Origin of the sequence: Streptomyces sp. 4N124, from assembly GCF_052245395.1 — a bacterium.
GTDB lineage: Bacteria > Actinomycetota > Actinomycetes > Streptomycetales > Streptomycetaceae > Streptomyces.
Genome location: NZ_JBQQBS010000082.1, coordinates 16075 through 35406 on the forward strand (window position 1 = coordinate 16075; position 19332 = coordinate 35406).

General features: G+C 69.3%; 18 protein-coding genes. 10 read left to right on the forward strand and 8 right to left on the reverse strand.

The window, feature by feature from the left end; all coding sequences use genetic code 11:
* Positions 1 to 203: 203 nt before the first annotated feature.
* The 3 genes from ACTWQO_RS44290 to ACTWQO_RS44300 all read right to left on the reverse strand — a co-directional run bounded on the left by ACTWQO_RS44290 (position 204) and on the right by ACTWQO_RS44300 (position 1474).
* Entirely contained in the window at positions 204 to 362 is a 159-nt protein-coding gene (locus ACTWQO_RS44290) for a hypothetical protein (protein WP_443243062.1), read from the reverse strand.
* Between the two features lie 44 nt (positions 363 to 406).
* On the reverse strand, positions 407 to 721 hold the full coding sequence (locus ACTWQO_RS44295; protein WP_443243063.1) for a hypothetical protein: 315 nt from the start codon (positions 719 to 721) through the stop codon (positions 407 to 409).
* A 96-nt stretch (positions 722 to 817) separates the two neighbouring features.
* Positions 818 to 1474: a hypothetical protein gene (locus tag ACTWQO_RS44300; RefSeq protein WP_443243064.1), complete on the reverse strand. Its 657-nt coding sequence runs from the start codon at positions 1472 to 1474 to the stop codon at positions 818 to 820.
* A gap of 143 nt (positions 1475 to 1617) precedes the next feature.
* On the opposite strand from ACTWQO_RS44300, the gene ACTWQO_RS44305 reads away from it, so the two are divergent.
* Positions 1618 to 2046: a hypothetical protein gene (locus tag ACTWQO_RS44305; RefSeq protein WP_443243065.1), complete on the forward strand. Its 429-nt coding sequence runs from the start codon at positions 1618 to 1620 to the stop codon at positions 2044 to 2046.
* Between the two features lie 23 nt (positions 2047 to 2069).
* Here the strand turns inward: ACTWQO_RS44305 and ACTWQO_RS44310 are convergent, their stop codons facing one another.
* The 3 genes from ACTWQO_RS44310 to eccCa all read right to left on the reverse strand — a co-directional run bounded on the left by ACTWQO_RS44310 (position 2070) and on the right by eccCa (position 6983).
* On the reverse strand, positions 2070 to 2387 hold the full coding sequence (locus ACTWQO_RS44310; protein WP_210582683.1) for a DUF397 domain-containing protein: 318 nt from the start codon (positions 2385 to 2387) through the stop codon (positions 2070 to 2072).
* A gap of 115 nt (positions 2388 to 2502) precedes the next feature.
* Complete coding sequence (locus ACTWQO_RS44315; RefSeq protein WP_443243066.1) at positions 2503 to 2901, reverse strand: hypothetical protein; 399 nt, start codon at positions 2899 to 2901, stop codon at positions 2503 to 2505.
* A gap of 137 nt (positions 2902 to 3038) precedes the next feature.
* The gene (gene eccCa / locus ACTWQO_RS44320; RefSeq protein ID WP_443243067.1) at positions 3039 to 6983 is read right to left on the reverse strand and encodes a type VII secretion protein EccCa; all 3945 of its coding nucleotides are present in this window, start codon (positions 6981 to 6983) and stop codon (positions 3039 to 3041) included.
* A 271-nt stretch (positions 6984 to 7254) separates the two neighbouring features.
* On the opposite strand from eccCa, the gene eccD reads away from it, so the two are divergent.
* From eccD to ACTWQO_RS44350, 6 genes are all read left to right on the forward strand, one after another.
* Entirely contained in the window at positions 7255 to 8712 is a 1458-nt protein-coding gene (eccD, locus tag ACTWQO_RS44325) for a type VII secretion integral membrane protein EccD (protein ID WP_443243068.1), read from the forward strand.
* Positions 8713 to 8905: 193 nt separating this feature from the next.
* Positions 8906 to 9193, forward strand: a complete 288-nt coding sequence (rpsO, locus tag ACTWQO_RS44330; RefSeq protein ID WP_210582679.1) for a 30S ribosomal protein S15 — start codon at positions 8906 to 8908, stop codon at positions 9191 to 9193.
* Positions 9194 to 9508: 315 nt separating this feature from the next.
* Complete coding sequence (locus ACTWQO_RS44335) at positions 9509 to 11734, forward strand: polyribonucleotide nucleotidyltransferase (protein WP_443243069.1); 2226 nt, start codon at positions 9509 to 9511, stop codon at positions 11732 to 11734.
* Positions 11731 to 13110: a M16 family metallopeptidase gene (locus tag ACTWQO_RS44340; RefSeq protein ID WP_443243070.1), complete on the forward strand. Its 1380-nt coding sequence runs from the start codon at positions 11731 to 11733 to the stop codon at positions 13108 to 13110. Before ACTWQO_RS44335 ends, ACTWQO_RS44340 begins: the two co-directional genes overlap by 4 nt.
* Positions 13111 to 13161: 51 nt before the next feature.
* Positions 13162 to 13914 (forward strand): 4-hydroxy-tetrahydrodipicolinate reductase, encoded by a 753-nt coding sequence (dapB, locus tag ACTWQO_RS44345; protein ID WP_443243071.1) that lies wholly within the window; start codon positions 13162 to 13164, stop codon positions 13912 to 13914.
* Positions 13915 to 13919: 5 nt separating this feature from the next.
* Positions 13920 to 14363 carry a hypothetical protein gene (locus ACTWQO_RS44350; RefSeq protein ID WP_443243072.1) on the forward strand — a complete coding sequence of 148 codons (444 nt, stop codon included), beginning with the start codon at positions 13920 to 13922 and terminating at the stop codon, positions 14361 to 14363.
* Between the two features lie 95 nt (positions 14364 to 14458).
* Here ACTWQO_RS44350 and ACTWQO_RS44355 read toward each other — a convergent pair whose 3' ends face one another.
* Both ACTWQO_RS44355 and ACTWQO_RS44360 read right to left on the reverse strand, forming a co-directional pair.
* Entirely contained in the window at positions 14459 to 15010 is a 552-nt protein-coding gene (locus ACTWQO_RS44355) for a hypothetical protein (RefSeq protein WP_443243073.1), read from the reverse strand.
* A 91-nt stretch (positions 15011 to 15101) separates the two neighbouring features.
* Positions 15102 to 15341: a hypothetical protein gene (locus tag ACTWQO_RS44360; protein ID WP_443243074.1), complete on the reverse strand. Its 240-nt coding sequence runs from the start codon at positions 15339 to 15341 to the stop codon at positions 15102 to 15104.
* Positions 15342 to 15592: 251 nt separating this feature from the next.
* Between ACTWQO_RS44360 and thyX the strand changes: the two genes are divergently transcribed.
* From thyX to ACTWQO_RS44375, 3 genes are all read left to right on the forward strand, one after another.
* A complete protein-coding gene (gene thyX, locus ACTWQO_RS44365) occupies positions 15593 to 16333 on the forward strand; it encodes an FAD-dependent thymidylate synthase (RefSeq protein WP_328355526.1) in 741 nt (246 codons plus the stop codon).
* Between the two features lie 211 nt (positions 16334 to 16544).
* Positions 16545 to 17444 carry a 4-hydroxy-tetrahydrodipicolinate synthase gene (gene dapA / locus ACTWQO_RS44370; RefSeq protein WP_443243075.1) on the forward strand — a complete coding sequence of 300 codons (900 nt, stop codon included), beginning with the start codon at positions 16545 to 16547 and terminating at the stop codon, positions 17442 to 17444.
* A 152-nt stretch (positions 17445 to 17596) separates the two neighbouring features.
* Positions 17597 to 19282: a ribonuclease J gene (locus ACTWQO_RS44375; protein ID WP_443243076.1), complete on the forward strand. Its 1686-nt coding sequence runs from the start codon at positions 17597 to 17599 to the stop codon at positions 19280 to 19282.
* Positions 19283 to 19332: the final 50 nt, after the last annotated feature.

Below are 19332 nucleotides of genomic sequence, written 5' to 3' on the forward strand. Positions count from 1 at the left end.
CACAGCAGAAAGCACCCCCGTCGGACCAACACGGCCGTACAACTCCCTCACTCACCAAGGGAAATCACTCAGCTGTACCACCGTGCGCACAGCTTACGGACTCACCCGCAGGCAACTTCAGAGGATTGCTGTCACAAATCTGTTGCAGGGCAGCGCGGTTGTCCGGCGCGGCAGCCCGCGCCCCGGCTGCCGGTGACGTCGTGTCACGGCGTACGGCCCTGAGCGCGCTGCCTGTGTCGCTGCCTGTGTCCCTTCACGTCGGGACGGCCGATATGGCCGGCCGCGCGCTCGGACTCGCCGAGCCAGATGTGCGGGACGTACTGCTGGACCGCCGTGACCACCTCGACGAGGAGCCGCTGCACCCCGATCTGCCCCGCCTGCGCTACCGCCTCCCCTTCCCCGCCCCCTATCGGCAGCCGTTTCCGTTTGCGACCCACAGGCCCGTGTGGTCGACAAGGATCCTGCTGTGGCGGTTCGCCCAGTTGGAGAGGAAGAGGCACACGCCGAGAACACCGAGGGCCAGCATGAAGACGAGGCCCGCGAACCCCGCGACGGTGGACTGGCCCTTCTGGTTCCCGGTGGCGATCAAGGCGGCTCCGAAGACGCCGACGGCACCCACCGCGATGAGCAGGACGGAACAGGGCAGTCCCACCATGACGCTGCGGCGGCCGGCCCGTATGACCAGGGCGTCCGGCGCGGGGGAGAGGGTGTGCGGTGGCATGGTGCGTGAGCCTAGCGAATCGCCGGCGCCGTACGGCAGTTGCGGCTGCGGCACGTATCCCGCACTCGCGCCCCCAAGCCCGTATCCGCAACCACGTCAGAAGAAGTAGCTGACCAGGAAAGACACACCCGCGCCCACAAGGCCCACCCCGATCATCCCGATCACAGCAGCCCGCGTCACTCCCCGCCCCGCCGCCTCCCACGCCGCGTCGAACGAGATACGGCTCCGGCCGAACGGGGCGAAACCGGTGGCGAGGCAGAAGACGCCGAGGCCCGTGAGGACCCAGCCGCCGAAGAAGGCGCCGAACCAGCGCCACGCCCGGTCCATGCCGCTCTGGACATAGTCGGCATCGCCCGCGCCGGCCGCCGTCGGTGACTCCGTCTGCTGCACCGACAACTCGGTGCCCTGCGCGTACCGTTGCCTGACCTGCACCGCGGCGTTGGGGTCCCTGCTCGTGCCGCCGTCGGCGACGAAGGTGCCCTGGCAGCGGACGGGCCGGCGGTTCTTGCGGCTGCTGCGCGAGGCGTTGTTCGGGTAACTCACCTCGCACTGCTGCACGGTCAGGGTGCCGGCCGTACCCGTCCAACCCGCCGCGTACGCCCCCTCGTACGCGCCGTATCCGCTCAACGCGAGCCCCGCCAGCAGGAAGACCAGGCCGCCCGCGCGCCCGAGGCGACCAAGGGCCCGCCCTAGGAGGCCGGCGGCGGAACGGTCGGATCCGGTGCCCTTGCCGTTGGCTTGCGTCCGAGCCATGACAGTCTGGTCCTTCTCTCCCGCGGCAGCCAACGGCGGCCAGTGGCGGCCAGTAGCGGTCTGTGGGAGCCAGCATGGCATCCCGCGCGTGACGCGAGATACTGCGGGTGGCCGAGAGGCGACGAGCAGCGAGGAGACGCGACATGGCCAGTCGACCCGACAACTCACCCAATCCGCCCGGCTCTTCGCAGGACCGCGGTGTGCTGGACGAGGCACTCGAACCGGAGCAGATCCGTTCCCTGAACTCCGCCCTGCGCCAGCTGTCCACGTCCGACGGTGTCAGCAAGGACATGCAGGAGGCGGCCAAGAAGCTGCTCTCCGGCCGCCTTGCCCTGCGCGACGCCCTCGACGACCCGGCGGTGGCCCGTGCGCTGGGCGGAGGCATGTCGTCCCTGCGCGGTCAGTGGGAGGCGCTGTCGGAGGAGGAACGCGAACAGATCAGGCGCGGGGAGGCGGGAGGGAGCGGCGACCCCGCCACCGGGCCGTCCGAGCCGAAGCGGCCGGAGGGCGACAACTCGCAGCCCGGAAAGAAGAACCAAGGGCGCCACAGCGGCGGGTTCTCGCTGTACTGACGCCCCCGGGGAGGCCGGACGACCTACTCCGCCGCCATCCCACCATTGTGCGGCGCCGGCTCCAGGTCGAACTCCCCGTCCCGCGCCCCGAGTACGAACGCCCGCCACTCCGCCTCGGTGTACCGCAGCACGGTGTCGGGATCGAGGGACGAGCGCATGGCGACCGCGCCCTGCGGCAGGTACGCGATCTCGACGCGCTCCTCGTGCGTCTCGGTGCCCGGCGCGGAGTGCCACTCGACCCCGGAGATGTCGAGGGCGTACAGCTCGTCCCGCTCGCGCTCCTTGCGCGCCTTGACGTCCTCGGGCTGAGTCTCGACCTCGTTGTCCCGTGCCTGGGTCATGCTGCTGGGCCTCTTCCTGACGTGCCTACGAAGTGTGCGTCTCAGCCTACTTGCGCAGACAGGGCTCACGCTGCGGAACGGTCAGGTCACCCACAGCTCGCAGATCCGGGTCAGGTCACTCCTGCCGCCGACGCTCATGATGCACGCCGGTCACCATCTCCACCTGGCCGTCGTACTTCGAGGTCAGATCCCGCCAAGCGGCGTCCTCGTTGCCCTCGTTCAGCTCGTGCCGCACGCCCATCTCCGTGAACGCCAGCCCGATCCCCGCGATCCGCTCCGCCAGGCTGCCCATCGACTGGTACATGCCGTCGCGCAGACCCTCGTAGACGACCCCGAACTTCTCGCCGATGTCGTCGTCGCCCCAGGGCGGAGTGGAACCGCTGCCGCCCTCCAGCGCGGTCAGACCGGTCTGCAGCGCCTGCACCGCCTTGCTGAAGTCCAGGCCGACACTGAACATGTTGAAGCCCTCGGTCTTGAGGACTCCAGGATCGGCCTGCATCCAGTCGTTGGCCACAACTGCCCCCCGTGACTCGGCTCTTCTGTCGCAACGTCACCATAACGGGCCCGCCGTGGCCCGAACCAGACCCACCCGCACACGGCTGAGGGGCGGCCCCCACCCGGGTGCCGCCCCTCTCCTCGCCCAGTCACAGATCAGTGCCGCGGCGGCAGCCACCCCGTCTGGATCAGCTGCCCACTCCGGCGCCTGGTGTGGAAGTGCCCACGCCCGGGCGGCAGTTGCGTCGCCGTGATGTTGCCTAGCAGAGCGCCCTCCGACCGGTCGCCGGAGAGCACGAGGCCCTGGGCGCCGAGCTCGCGCAGGCGCTGCATCACCGGCTCGTACAGCGACCGGCTGGCACCGCCCGAGGCGCGCGCGATGATGACGCGCAGACCGACGTCGCGGGCGAAGGGCAGGTACTCCAGGAGCGGGGCCAGCGGGTTCACGCCGGTCGCCACCAGGTCGTAGTCGTCGATGATGACGAACGCGTCCGGGCTGCTGTACCAGCTGCGGTTGCGCAGCTGCTCGGGCGTCACGTCCGGGCCGGGCATCCGTCGGCCGAGCGAACCGGCCAGTCCCTCCAGCGTCTCCTGCAGCGCGGGCGCCGCCGCGCAGTACCGGGACAGGTGCGACTCGGGCACGCCCTCCAGGTGGGCGCGCCGGTAGTCACCCATGACGATCTTCGCCTGCTGCGGCGTGTAGCGCTCACAGATCTGCTTGATGAGCATCCGCAGCATCGCGGACTTACCGGACTCGCTCTCACCGAACACGATGAAGTGCGGGTCCGTCTCGAAGTCCACGAAGACCGGCGCGAGCGACGACTCGTCGATGCCGATGGCGACACCGCGCTCCGGGTGCTCGAAGCCCTTGGGCAGCCGGTCCCAGGGCAGCATCGTCGGCAGCAGCCGTACGGCCGGGGCGGGGGCGCCCTGCCAGTTGTCGTTGATGCCGCGGACGAGGATCGCCGTCGCCTCCGACAGGTCCTCCGTCTCCGAGGAGCCGTCGACCCGCGGCAGGGCCGTCATGAAGTGCAGCTTGTCCGGGGTCAGACCGCGGCCCGGCACGGTGGCCGGCACGTTCTGCGCGACCTTGCGGTCGATCTCCGACTCGGTCGGGTCACCGAGCCGCAGCTCGATGCGGTTCTGCAGCATGTCCTTGAGCGCGGGCCGCACTTCGGTGTAGCGGCTCGCGGTGAGGATCACATGCACACCGAAGCCGAGGCCACGCGTGGCGATCTCGGTGACGGTGGACTCGAGCAGCTCGTAGTCCGTCTTGAAGGTGGCCCAGCCGTCGATGACGAGGAAGACGTCACCCCAGGGCTGGTCGGGCAGCTGGCCCGCGTTGCGGCGCTGACGGTAGGTCTGCACCGAGTCGACGTTGTTCGCGCGGAAGTACTCCTCGCGCGCGTTGAGGATCCCCTCGACCTCGCTGACCGTACGGCGCACCTTCTCGGCGTCCAGACGGTTGGCGACGCCGCCGACGTGCGCCAGGTCCTCCATCGAGATCAGCGAGCCACCGCCGAAGTCCAGGCAGTAGAACTGCACTTCGGACGGCGTGTGGGTGAGGGCGAACGACGAGATGAGCGTACGCAGCAGCGTCGACTTGCCGGACTGCGGACCACCGACGAACAGACCGTGGCCCGCACCACCCGAGAAGTCCCGGTACAGCACGTCGCGCCGCTGCTCGAACGGCTTGTCGACCAGGCCGACGGGCACATTGAGCCGGCCGAGTGCCGTGTAGTCGGGCGCGGTCAGGCCGCGTTCCGGATGGACGGCGAGCTGGGGGAGGAGCTGCTCCAGCGAGGGCGCCTCCTCCAGCGGGGGCAGCCACACCTGGTGGGCGGGCGGGCCCTGGTTGACCATCCGGCTGACGAGGACGTCCAGGACGGTGTCGGCGAGCGCGTCGTCCACCCTGTTGTCGGGCTCCGGCTCGTCGATCACCGGCTGCGGCGGCAGCGCCACGTGCTCCGCCGTGAACAGCGCGGGCCGCAGCTGCGTCGAGCGGTGCACCCGGGACGGGCCTTCGCCGTGGTACGCCCCCGACACGTACGCCGCCTTGAAGCGGACCATGGTGTCGGTGTCGTACCGCAGATAGCCGGAGCCGGGGATCGACGGCAGGTGGTAGGCGTCCGGGACGCCGATCGCGGTACGGGACTCGGCGGCGGAGAAGGTCCGCAGACCGATCCGGTACGACAGGTACGTGTCCAGGCCGCGCAGCTTGCCTTCCTCCAGGCGCTGCGACGCCAGCAGCAGGTGGATGCCCAGCGATCGGCCGATACGGCCGATCTGGATGAACATGTCGATGAAGTCGGGCTTGGCGGTGAGGAGTTCGGAGAACTCGTCGAGCACGATCACCAGCGAGGCCATCGGCTCCAGCGCGGCGCCGGCGGCGCGGGCCTTCTCGTAGTCGTGCAGGTTGGCGTAGTTGCCGGCCGAGCGCAGCAGCTCCTGACGGCGCTGCGTCTCACCCATGATCGAGTCGCGCATACGGTCGACGAGGGTGAGGTCGTCGGCGAGGTTGGTGATGACCGCCGCGGTGTGCGGCATGTCGGCCATACCGGCGAAGGTCGCACCGCCCTTGAAGTCCGCGAGGATGAAGTTCAGCGTCTCCGAGGAGTGCGTCACCGCGAGACCGAGCACCAGCGTACGCAGCACCTCGGACTTGCCGGAACCGGTCGCGCCGACGCACAGACCGTGCGGGCCCATGCCCTCCTGCGAGGCCTCCTTGAGGTCCAGCATGACCGGCTCGCCGTTCTCGCCGACACCGATCGGCACCCGCAGCCGCTCGTGCAGGGTGCGGGGCCGCCAGGTGCGGGAGACATCGACGGCGCCCGCGTCGCCGATGCCCATGAGGTCGGTGAAGTCCAGGTTGGACAGCAGGGGTTCGCCCTCCTCCGCGGAGCCGACCCGGAAGGGGGCCAGCTGCCGGGCCAGGGACTCGGCCTGCGCCGGGTTCAGCACATCGGGCTTGCCGTTGTACGCGGACTCATGGCCGACGAACAGCCGCATCCGCTCCGGCTTGACGTAGACCGTGAGGCCCGCGCGCAGCTCCTCCTCCAGCTCGCCGGGGGAGATCTCGATGAACGTGACGCCCTGCAGGCCCTCGGCGCTGGCGAGTTCGGAGTCCGGCGGTACGGTGCCGCCGTCGAGCACCACGATCAGGTGCGGCTGGTCGTAGACCGGGTTGGCGTCCCGGTTCCAGCGCGGCCGGTCGTCCAGCTGGTCCGCCAGCGCCTCCTCCAGCTCCCCGAGGTCGTCGAAGAGGAGCCGGGTGGAGCCCGCGCCGTCCTTGACCTTCGGATGCTGGCTGTGCGGCAGCCACTTGATCCAGTCCCAGTCCGCCGTCGCCGAGGGGTGCGCCACCACGGCGATCATCAGGTCTTCGGGCGAATGCAGCGTCGCCAGCTGGGCCAGGGCGGCGCGGGCACTGCCGTAGACCGTGTCGGTCTCTCCGCACACCGTCACGTGGTAAAAGGCGCGCAGCGAGACGGAGACGGGCAGGTCGGACAGGCTGCCGTGCGCGTCGAGGAAGGCCTTCATCGCCGCCGCGGTCAGCGGCTCCAACTCGTCCTTGGGCGCCGTCTCCGGGGCGACGAGCGGAGTGTTCAGCTGCTGGATGCCACGGCCGATGCGTACGGACGCGAAGTCCGCGTCGGTCGGGCGCCGTTCCCACAGACGCTTGCCGTCGGCCGCCACCGCCCACAGCTGTTCCGGGTCCGGATGCTGGAAGAGCTGGCTGCGCCGCTGCAGTTCGGCGGTCTTGTGCACGTCCTTGCGGACCTGCTCGAGATAGCGGAAGTAGTCACGCCGGTCCTGCGCCATCCCCGCGCCGCCGCCCTGCCGGGACCTGGCGAACTGGGCGATGGCCATGGCCAGCGTCGAGGCCAGCATCAGCCCGCCGACGACCCTCATGTACGAGGGCAGGCCGGGCATGAAGAAGAAGCCGACGGAACCCAGCATGCCCATCATGGGCAGCATGTTCATCAGCATGCTCTCGTCGCCCTCACGAGGGATCTCGGGGGGCGTCTCCAGTTTGACCTCGCCGTCCGGGACGGCCGGGGGCACTATCCGCGGTGGTCGCTTGATGATGACGACGCTCACCGATGCACTCATCCTTCGCGATTGATACGTCCTGGCATCGACGCCCCCGTGTACCGCGACGTGTTCTCGTTCGCGTAGGCGCCATACGTATGGGCGTCGATCCTACTGATGCACCGAGTGCCTGAGGGAGCCAGGAGGATGGAGATGCCGAGGGGGCCCGGGGAGGAAACCGGGGAGGTGGGCCCTACGCCCCCCATGCCAACGGATATGGTGGCGCTCCGCGTCGTACGAGCGGCGCGAGGAAGCCTTGTCCAGCAGGGGGAAGTACCAGGTGAGTACGGGGACGTCGACAGGTTTCTGCCGAATCACGATCGCGGCGCCGGACAGCCGGGTCGATGTCGCGCTACCGGAGGATCTGCCGATTCAGGACCTTTTTCCTGAGATCGTCAGACTCTCGGGCCTGGCCCGGCCGGACGCCGATCCGGCCGGCTACCACCTCGTCACCCGCGAGGGCCAAGTACTCGACGCCAGCCGTTCGTTGCTCGAGCACCGGGTCAGGGACGGCGACGTGCTGCTGCTGCGCACCTTCGCCGACTCCCTGCCGCCGGCCGTGCACGACGACGTGGTGGACGCGATCGCCGCCGCGGTCAAGCAGGACATCCGCAGCTGGAACGACAACCTGATGCGCGTGGCCGGACTCGTCTCCGGCGCCCTGCTGCTGATCATGCTCGGCTTCGTCTTCTGGTTCGCGGATCCGATACGGCACGACATGCACGGCCTGCAGGGCATCCTCGCCGGCGTGGTCGCCCTGGCCCTGACGGCACTCGCCGGGGTACGCGCCCGGGTCTACGACGACCGTGGTTCCGCCGTCGCGCTCGGTATCTCGGCACTGCCGCACGCGCTCATCGCGGGCTCCGGCGTCATCCCCCAGGACGCGGGCGAAGGCCCCGGCCGGATCCAGTTCCTCGTCGGTTGTGTCGCCATACTCCTTCTCTCGGTCGTGCTGATCATGCTGCTGCCGCAGGGCGACGCCCCGTTCGTGGCCGCCGCGCTGGCCGCCGGCATCGGCACGCTCGCCGTGTTCTGCGGGGTGCTCACCGAGGCGGAGCCGCGGGAGATCGCCGCCGGCACCTCCGTCGTCGGCCTGGCGGTCGTCGGCTTCCTGCCCGGCTGGTCCGCCCGCTTCGCGAAGCTGCCGATCGGCTTCCGCAACCCGGAGGACCTGGCCAGGGCCCGTCGTGAGGGCCGCGAGGGCGACCTCGAAGCCGTCGACGTCCAGCGCATCGTCGCTCAGACCAGCCGGGGCCACGAACTGCTGCTCGGCCTGGTCGGGGGCTGCGCCGCCGTCATCGTCGGCGCGGGTGGCGCGGTGCTCGGCTTCAGCGACGGGGGCTGGGCCCAGCTGCTGGCCCTGTGCACCGGCCTCGCCGCGATGCTGCGCGCCCGTCTCTTCCGGTACACCGCCCAGGTCACGTGCCTGTTCGTGGCCGGTGTCAGCACGATCGCGCTGCTGGTGCTCGGCCTGGCCATCTCGCCGCCGGCCGGCATCATCGTCGAGCTCCTCAAGGGCGACTCCAGCGCCGTCGACATCCGGACCCTGTGGCTCGCCGCCACGGTCGGCGTGGGCGTGCTGGTCCTGATCGCGATCGCGCTGATCGTGCCGCAGAAGGGGCTCTCCCCGTTCTGGGGCCGCATGCTCGATCTCGCCGACTCGCTGGTGCTGCTCTCCCTGGTCCCGATCTGCCTGGCCGTCCTCGATGTCTACGGCAAGGTCCGCGGCGGCATCTGACCGGCGCGGGACGCCTGTCAAGAGCGCGCTCGTCTGCTGGTACGCTGTGTAACGGCCGTTTGTGTACGCACCCCCGGAGCCCCTGGCTCTGGAGGCCGCGCCCAGCGGATCCCTGCCTCCCGAGTAATGGAAGCTCCCCCGAGAAGTGGACCGGGGGCACTCGGTGGCCCTTCACAGACTACGAGGAGTACGCGTGTCGCTCGACGCCGCTACGAAGAAGCAGATCATCACCGAGTTCGGTACCAAGGAGGGCGACACCGGCTCTCCCGAGGTCCAGGTCGCGATGCTCTCGCGCCGTATCTCGGACCTGACCGAGCACCTCAAGACCCACAAGCACGACCACCACTCCCGTCGTGGTCTGCTGATCCTGGTCGGTCAGCGCCGCCGGCTGCTGCAGTACCTGGCGAAGAAGGACATCGCGCGCTTCCGTGCGCTGGTCGACCGCCTCGGCATCCGCCGCGGTGCGGCGGGCGCCAAGTAAGACGCCGTGAAGGGAGCGGTTCCCGAGACGATCGGGGGCCGCTCCCTTTGCCGTACGTGCGGAAACGTGCGGAGTGTCACACCCGCTTTGTAGTGTGGTAGCACAACGCAATACGCACGACACAGCACAACAAGAAAGAGAAGAGGAGAAGCGCGCCTCGCCGCCGCCGGTCCTCGGTAGTGGCCCCCGGGCGAGTGAGCCCCGGGTGCTTCGATCGAAGACCGGCCCGCACCAGACGGAGCGCTTCTCCGCAACCGTCCCCCTGCCACACGGGCAGCCACGGGACAAAGACGACAAGTAACGGAGAAAACGCTAGTGGAGAACGAGACCCACTACGCCGAGGCCGTCATCGACAACGGCTCCTTCGGCACCCGCACCATCCGCTTCGAGACGGGCCGCCTGGCCAAGCAGGCCGCCGGCTCCGCCGTGGCGTACCTGGACGACGACACCATGGTGCTGTCGGCCACCACCGCCTCCAAGAACCCCAAGGACCAGCTCGACTTCTTCCCGCTGACGGTGGACGTCGAGGAGCGGATGTACGCCGCCGGCAAGATCCCCGGCAGCTTCTTCCGCCGTGAGGGCCGGCCGTCCGAGGACGCCATCCTCACCTGCCGCCTCATCGACCGCCCGCTGCGCCCGTCCTTCAAGAAGGGCCTGCGCAACGAGATCCAGGTCGTCGCCACGATCATGGCCCTCAACCCCGACCACCTGTACGACGTCGTGGCGATCAACGCCGCCTCCGCGTCCACGCAGCTGGCCGGTCTGCCCTTCTCCGGCCCGATCGGCGGCGTCCGCGTCGCACTGATCAACGGCCAGTGGGTCGCGTTCCCGACGCACACCGAGCTCGAGGACGCCGTCTTCGACATGGTCGTCGCGGGCCGCACCCTGGAGGACGGCGACGTCGCGATCATGATGGTCGAGGCCGAGGCCACCGAGAAGACCATCCAGCTGGTCAAGGGCGGTGTCGAGGCGCCGACCGAGGAGGTCGTCGCCGCCGGTCTGGACGCCGCGAAGCCCTTCATCAAGGTCCTCTGCAAGGCCCAGTCGGACCTCGCCGCGAAGGCCGCCAAGCCGACCGGCGAGTTCCCGATCTTCCTGGACTACCAGGACGACGTCCTTGAGGCGCTCACCGGCGCCGTCAAGCCGGAGCTCGCCCAGGCGCTCACCATCGTCGGCAAGCAGGAGCGCGAGGCCGAGCTGGACCGCGTGAAGACGCTCGCCGCCGAGAAGCTCCTGCCGGAGTTCGAGGGCCGCGAGAAGGAGATCTCCGCCGCGTACCGCTCGCTGACCAAGTCCCTGGTCCGTGAGCGCGTCATCAAGGAGAAGAAGCGCATCGACGGTCGTGGCGTCACGGACATCCGTACGCTCGCCGCCGAGGTCGAGGCCATCCCGCGGGTGCACGGTTCCGCCGTGTTCGAGCGCGGCGAGACCCAGATCCTGGGCGTCACCACGCTGAACATGCTCCGTATGGAGCAGCAGCTGGACACCCTCTCCCCGGTGACCCGCAAGCGCTACATGCACAACTACAACTTCCCGCCGTACTCCACCGGCGAGACCGGCCGCGTCGGCTCCCCGAAGCGCCGCGAGATCGGCCACGGCGCCCTCGCCGAGCGTGCCCTGGTTCCGGTCCTGCCGACGCGTGAGGAGTTCCCCTACGCGATCCGCCAGGTGTCCGAGGCGCTCAGCTCGAACGGCTCGACGTCCATGGGCTCGGTCTGCGCCTCCACCATGTCGTTGCTGAACGCCGGTGTGCCGCTGAAGGCCCCCGTCGCCGGTATCGCCATGGGCCTGATCTCCCAGGAGATCGACGGCGAGACGCACTACGTCACCCTCACCGACATCCTCGGTGCGGAGGACGCCTTCGGCGACATGGACTTCAAGGTCGCCGGCACCAAGGAGTTCGTGACCGCCCTCCAGCTCGACACCAAGCTGGACGGCATCCCGGCCTCCGTCCTGGCCGCCGCTCTCAAGCAGGCCCGTGACGCCCGCCTCCACATCCTCGACGTGATGATGGAAGCGATCGACACGCCGGACGAGATGTCCCCGAACGCCCCGCGGATCATCACCGTCAAGATCCCCGTGGACAAGATCGGCGAGGTCATCGGCCCCAAGGGCAAGATGATCAACCAGATCCAGGAGGACACCGGCGCCGAGATCACGATCGAGGACGACGGCACCATCTACATCGGTGCCGCCGACGGCCCGGCCGCCGAGGCCGCCCGCGCCACGATCAACGGCATCGCCAACCCGACGATGCCCGAGGTCGGCGAGCGCTACCTGGGTACGGTCGTGAAGACCACCACCTTCGGCGCCTTCGTCTCCCTGCTCCCCGGCAAGGACGGTCTGCTGCACATCTCGCAGATCCGCAAGCTGGCCGGCGGCAAGCGCGTGGAGAACGTCGAGGACGTCGTCGGCGTGGGCCAGAAGGTCCAGGTCGAGATCGCCGAGATCGACTCCCGCGGCAAGCTCTCCCTGATCCCGGTCATCGAGGGCGAAGCGAGCGACAACGAGGACGACACGAAGGACGACACCAACCAGTGACGTCGAGCAGCTCCACGACGACGGCCCGCACCTCTTCGGAGGCGCGGGCCGTCGCCCGTACCCAAACCCTGATCAAGGGCGTCAACGGCATCGGTACGGTCCGTAAGACCACCCTCCCCGGAGGCCTCCGGGTCGTCACCGAAACCCTCCCGTCCGTGCGCTCCGCCACCTTCGGCATCTGGGCGCACGTCGGCTCCCGCGACGAGACGCCGACGCTGAACGGCGCCACGCACTACCTGGAGCACCTCCTCTTCAAGGGCACCACCCGCAGGTCCGCGCTGGACATCTCCTCGGCCCTCGACGCGGTCGGCGGCGAGATGAACGCGTTCACGGCCAAGGAGTACACGTGCTACTACGCGCGCGTGCTCGACGCCGACCTGCCGCTCGCCATCGACGTCGTCTGCGACATGCTCACGGGCTCCCTCATCCTCGAAGAGGACGTCAACGTCGAGCGGGGCGCGATCCTCGAAGAGATCGCGATGACCGAGGACGACCCGGGTGACTGTGTGCACGACCTGTTCGCGCACACGATGTTCGGCGACAACCCCCTCGGCCGCCCCGTCCTCGGCACGGTCGACACGGTCAACGCCCTCACCGCCGACCGCATCCGCCGCTTCTACAAGAAGCACTACGACCCGACCCACCTCGTGGTCGCCTGCGCCGGCAACATCGACCACAACAAGGTCGTACGACAGGTCCGCGCCGCCTTCGAGAAGGCGGGCGCCCTCAAGAGCCCCGACGCCACGCCCATCGCCCCGCGCGACGGCAGCCGGACACTGCGCACGGCCGGCCGTGTCGAGCTGATCGGCCGCAAGACGGAGCAGGCGCACATCGTCCTCGGCATGCCGGGCCTGGCCCGCACGGACGAGCGTCGCTGGGCGCTGGGCGTGCTGAACACGGAGCTCGGCGGCGGGATGTCGTCCCGCCTCTTCCAGGAGGTCCGCGAGAAGCGCGGTCTGGCCTACAGCGTGTACTCGTACACCTCCGGCTTCGCCGACTGCGGCCTCTTCGGCGTGTACGCGGGCTGCCGCCCGTCCCAGGTGCACGACGTGCTCAAGATCTGCCGCGACGAACTCGACCAGGTCGCCGAGCACGGCCTGCCCGAGGACGAGATCGACCGCGCCATCGGTCAGCTCCGCGGCTCCACGGTCCTCGGCCTTGAGGACACGGGCGCGCTGATGAACCGTATCGGCAAGAGCGAACTGTGCTGGGGCGAGCAGATGTCCGTCGACGACATGCTGGCCCGGATAGCCTCGGTCACCCCGGACGACGTCCGCGCGGTCGCCCGCGACATCCTGGGACAGCGGCCCTCGCTGTCGGTCATCGGCCCGCTGAAGGACAAACAGGCCTCTCGTCTGCACGAAGCGGTCGCGTAGGCCTCTCGGTCGCGTACGTCCTCTCCTGAAGGAACTGAAGGAAGCAAGAACATGAGCAAGCTGCGCGTGGCGGTCCTCGGTGCCAAGGGCCGGATCGGATCCGAGGCGGTACGGGCGGTCGAGGCCGCCGATGACATGGAGCTGGTCGCCGCCCTCAGCCGGGGCGACAAGCTGGAGACGCTGGCCGAGACCGGCGCCCAGGTCGCCGTCGAACTGACCACGCCGGCCTCGGTGATGGGCAACCTCGACTTCTGTGTGCGGCACGGCATCCACGCCGTCGTCGGTACGACGGGCTGGACCGAGGACCGCCTCGCGCAGCTCAAGGGCTGGTTGGCCCAGTCCCCGGAGACGGGCGTGCTCATCGCGCCCAACTTCTCCATCGGGGCCGTCCTGACGATGAAGTTCGCGCAGATCGCCGCGCCCTACTTCGAGTCCGTCGAGGTCGTCGAGCTGCACCACCCGAACAAGGTGGACGCCCCCAGCGGCACCGCCACCCGCACGGCCCAGCTCATCGCCGAGGCCCGGGCGAACGCGGGCTCCGCCCCGGCGCCGGACGCCACGGTCACCGCCCTGGACGGCGCCCGCGGCGCGAACGTCGACGGGGTCCCGGTCCACGCGATCCGGCTGCGCGGTCTGCTCGCCCACCAGGAGGTGCTGCTGGGCGGCGAGGGCGAGACGCTGACCGTCCGCCACGACTCGCTCCACCACAGCAGCTTCATGCCGGGCATCCTGCTCGGCGCCCGCCGCGTGGTGACCACTCCGGGCCTCACCTTCGGCCTGGAACACTTCCTGGACCTCGGCTGACCGTCATGCGCGCGAAGATCACTTATGCCGTCACGGCCGCCGTCCTGGTCGTCTACTTCGTCCTGGTCGGCAGCCGCGGCGTCATGCTCATCCAGGCCGGCACGGCCCTGACCGTCACCTTCGGTGTCGCGGTCCTGATCCTGCCGGTGATCGGCCTGTGGTTCCTGTGGAAGAACACCGAGTTCGTCCGCAAGGCGAACCGGCTCGCCGCCGAACTCGACGCCGAGGGCGGCCTGCCCGTCGACGAACTGAAGCGCACCCCCGGCGGACGCATCGACCGCGACTCGGCCGACGAGGTGTTCGCCAAGCGCAAGGCCGAGACGGAGGCCGCCCCCGACGACTGGCGCAGCTGGTTCCGCCTCGCCGTCGCCTACCACGACGCCCGCGACACCCCACGCGCCCGCAAGGCGATGCAGCGGGCGATCACGCTCTGGGAGACGGCGCGCTGAGGAGCGCCCCGAAGGGGCGCGGGGCTGTGTCAATATGCGGCTCCGCCGCGTGGGCGCGACCAGCCCCCACCGGCCCGCAGATTCTCACGTTGCTCCTAGCGGAGCGCCTCCGCCGCCCACGCCTCGATCGTGTCCGCGGCCCGGTCGAACGCCTCCGGCCGCGCCAGGAAGTCGGCGTTGTGCGTGGTCAGCAGCGGCTGCTCGTCCTCCGGAGCCCGCCCCTCCCGTACGAGGGTCAGGGCCTGCCCCTGCACCGTGCGCGGCAGCCCGAGCCAGCGCACCGGCTGCTGCACCGTCCGCACGGCGATGATCCGGTTCCAGGCCACCGTACGCGTGCCGAGGAAGCCCACACGGCGCAGGCCGCGCACGCTCACCCACACGCCCATGCGCAGCATCCGCAGGGCGACGGCGATCACGACGAGCGCGATGCCGAAGACCACTCCGGACTCGGTGAGTGTGCCGGTCAACGCGATGATGACGGCCGCGAACAGCACATACGAGGCGAGCAGCAGCAGAATCGCCGCCACGCCCACCCGGCAGGGCCCGGGACGGTAGGGACGCCGCCAGCGGTCGCGGTCGTCGAACGGCAGCGGGACATCCTCCGCTGCCTCATATGCGCGGTCGGCCGTCAGGAAGGGCAGGGGCACGGCTGGTCCTCACTCAATCCATGCATGGGCTGTGCCCGGTGAGGTTATCGACCCGTGTCCCCGCTCACCACCCTCGGGGGTCCGGATGGGGTCAGTGCCCGCTGTCCGCCTGCGACTGCTCGGGCTGCGTGGACGATTGGTCCTGGGACAGCGCCGGCATGCCGAGCACCAGGGACCCGACCAGCCCCGCCACGATGGTGAGGCCCAGCAGCCAGCGCCCGGCTATCTGCCCCGCGGACGCCCGCTCACGCGGTGGGGGCGCGACATTGCTGCGATACCTGTCGGCCTCGGCGACGAAGGCGAACGGGACGGGTTCGCGCCGACGGAACATCAGAGGTACCTCTCCTCTCGGGGACCCTGGGCCGCTTCGGGGCTCTCAGGGATCGAACGAATCACTGTCACCGATACAGACGAGCGAACGCCTCAAAAGGTGCCCGATTTCCCCGACTTCGCAGAAGTTCGCCAAAGTTCGCTGTTGTTCGCGACCGAATGTCGCATCCCGGCACCGAACGCCCCGTTGTCAGTGCCGGGTCGTAGAGTGGTCGCCGCCCCAGAGAAGTGATGGAAGGGACCCTCCGAGCCGTGACCGACACCCCCGCCGACGACCTCAAGCCCAGCTTCCGCGGTGACGTCACCGTCGAGCTGGTGAAGCACACCGCGTCCGACGCCGACGTGCTGTTCGCCGCCCGCGTCTCGACCATCGGCGAGCAGTCCCTGGACGAGCTGGGCAAGGACCCCGAGCGCTCCAAGGGCCTGATCAACTACCTGATGCGGGACCGGCACGGCAGCCCCTTCGAGCACAACTCGATGACCTTCTTCATCAGCGCCCCGATCTTCGTCTTCCGCGAGTTCATGCGCCACCGCGTGGGCTGGTCGTACAACGAGGAATCGGGCCGGTACCGGGAGCTCCAGCCGGTCTTCTACGTCCCCGACGAGTCCCGCAAGCTGGTCCAGGAGGGCCGCCCCGGCAAGTACGTCTTCGTGGAGGGCACCCAGGCCCAGCAGGAGCTGGTCGGCCGTGTGATGGAGGACTCGTACCGACAGGCGTACGAGTCCTACCAGGAGATGCTCGCCGCCGGCGTCGCCCGCGAGGTGGCCCGCGCGGTCCTCCCCGTCGGCCTGTTCTCCTCCATGTACGCCACCTGCAACGCCCGCTCGCTGATGCACTTCCTCGGCCTGCGCACCCAGCACGAACTGGCGAAGGTCCCGTCCTTCCCGCAGCGCGAGATCGAGATGGTCGGCGAGAAGATGGAGGCGGAGTGGGCCAAGCTCATGCCGCTCACCTACGCAGCGTTCAACGCCAACGGCCGCGTCGCGCCGTAACGCACCGATGGTGCACTGCCGGGCACAGATGTACGGGGCGGCTGGGCGAAGTGTCCGGATTGCGGCATTTGGAGAAGTTCATCTAGCCTGATCAAACGGACCCGGCACTGCTTGAACCCCCGAGCAGGCAGTGCCGGGCTCCACCTTTGTCACGACTTGTCGCCTGCCCCGAGGGCAGACCCCGCATTGAGCAGCGAGTAGCGTGTTACCCATGGCTCCGACCTCCACTCCGCAGACCCCCTTCGGGCGGGTCCTCACCGCCATGGTCACGCCCTTCACGGCGGACGGCGCACTCGACCTCGACGGCGCGCAGCGGCTCGCTACCCACCTGGTGGACGCAGGCAACGACGGCCTGATCATCAACGGCACCACCGGCGAGTCCCCCACCACCAGCAATGCGGAGAAAAAGGATCTCGTACGAGCCGTCCTCGAGGCGGTCGGCGACCGGGCCCACGTCGTCGCCGGCGTCGGCACCAACGACACCCGCCACAGCCTCGAACTCGCCCGCGAGGCCGAGAAGACGGGCGCGCACGGCCTCCTGGTCGTGACGCCGTACTACAACAAGCCCCCGCAGGAAGGCCTCTACCGGCACTTCACGGCCATCGCCGACGCCACCGAGCTGCCGGTCATGCTCTACGACATCCCCGGCCGCAGCGGCGTCCCGATCAACTCCGAGACGCTGGTCCGTCTCGCCGAACACCCGCGGATCGTCGCCAACAAGGACGCCAAGGGCGACCTCGGCCGGGCCAGCTGGGCCATCGCGCGCTCCGGCCTCGCCTGGTACTCCGGCGACGACATGCTGAACCTGCCGCTGCTCTCCGTGGGCGCCGTCGGCTTCGTCTCCGTCGTCGGCCACGTGGTCACCCCCGAGCTGCGTGCCCTGGTCGAGGCGTACACCGCGGGCGACGTCCACAAGGCGACCGAGATCCACCAGAAGCTGCTGCCGGTGTACACCGGCATGTTCCGCACCCAGGGCGTCATGACCACCAAGGCCGCGCTCGCCCTCCAGGGCCTGCCCGCCGGACCGCTGCGCGCACCGATGGTCGAACTCACTCCAGAGGAGATCGAGCAGCTCAAGATCGATCTTGCCGCGGGCGGGGTACAGCTCTAACACCAGACTTCGCGCGAGGCCTCGCGCAACGAAACTCCACAACTGAATAGCAGGCCACCGGTGCCTGCACAGACAACGACAACTGCTACTGCACGAACGTCATGCGCGCCACGTGCCCACCGGTACGTGGCGCGTGTGGTGAGGAGAGTCTTTTGAGTCATCCGCATCCCGAACTCGGCCCGCCCCCGTCACTCCCCGACGGCGGCCTACGGGTCACCCCGCTCGGCGGCCTCGGTGAAATCGGCCGGAACATGACGGTCTTCGAATACGGCGGCCGCCTCCTGATCGTCGACTGCGGAGTGCTCTTCCCCGAGGAGGAGCAGCCCGGAATCGACCTGATCCTGCCGGACTTCACGTCCGTCAGGGACCGCCTCGACGACATCGAGGGCATCGTCCTCACCCACGGCCACGAGGACCACATCGGCGGCGTCCCCTTCCTGCTCCGCGAGAAGCCGGACATCCCACTGATCGGCTCCAAGCTGACCCTCGCCCTCATCGAGGCCAAGCTCCAGGAGCACCGGATCCGCCCGTACACCCTCGAGGTGGCGGAGGGGCACCGCGAACGCATCGGTCCCTTCGACTGCGAGTTCGTCGCGGTCAACCACTCCATCCCGGACGCGCTGGCCGTGGCCATCCGCACTCCGGCCGGCATGGTCGTGCACACCGGCGACTTCAAGATGGACCAGCTCCCGCTGGACGGCCGGCTCACGGACCTGCACGCGTTCGCGCGTCTGAGCGAGGAGGGCATCGACCTGCTCCTCTCCGACTCGACGAACGCCGAGGTCCCGGGCTTCGTCCCGCCCGAGCGCGACATCTCGAACGTCCTGCGCCAGGTCTTCGCGACCGCCCGCAAGCGGATCATCGTGGCCAGCTTCGCCAGCCACGTCCACCGCATCCAGCAGATCCTGGACGCGGCCCACGAGTACGGCCGCCGCGTCGCCTTCGTCGGCCGCTCCATGGTCCGCAACATGGGCATCGCACGGGACCTGGGCTACCTGAAGGTCCCGCCGGGCCTGGTCGTCGACGTCAAGACCCTCGACGACCTCCCGGACGACGAGATCGTGCTGGTCTGCACGGGCTCACAGGGCGAACCGATGGCAGCCCTGTCGAGGATGGCCAACCGCGACCACCAGATCCGCATCGTCGAAGGCGACACGGTGATCCTGGCGTCGTCGCTGATCCCCGGCAACGAGAACGCGGTCTACCGCGTCATCAACGGCCTGACCCGCTGGGGCGCGAACGTCATCCACAAGGGCAATGCCAAGGTGCACGTCTCCGGCCACGCGTCCGCGGGCGAGCTGCTGTACTTCTACAACATCTGCCGCCCGAAGAACCTGATGCCGGTGCACGGCGAATGGCGCCACCTGCGCGCCAACGCCGAACTGGGCGCCCTGACCGGCGTCCCGCACGACCGCATCGTCATCGCCGAGGACGGCGTCGTCGTCGACCTCATCGAGGGCAAGGCCAAGATCTCCGGCAAGGTCCAGGCGGGCTATGTCTACGTCGACGGCCTCTCCGTCGGCGACGTGGGCGAGCCGGCCCTCAAGGACCGCAAAATCCTCGGCGACGAGGGCATCATCTCGGTCTTCGTCGTCATGGACGCGTCGACCGGCAAGATTACGGCCGGACCGCATGTCCAGGCCCGTGGCTCCGGCATCGAGGACTCGGCCTTCAGCGACGTCCTCCCGAAGGTCACGGAAGTCCTGGAGCGCTCGGCTCAGGACGGCGTCGTGGAGCCCCACCAGATGCAGCAACTGATCCGGCGCACGCTGGGCAAGTGGGTCTCGGACACGTACCGGCGCAGGCCGATGATCCTCCCTGTCGTGGTGGAGGTCTGACCCGCGTACGACCCCTCGCTACGCGCCAACCTGGAGCGGGGGGGCCCAAG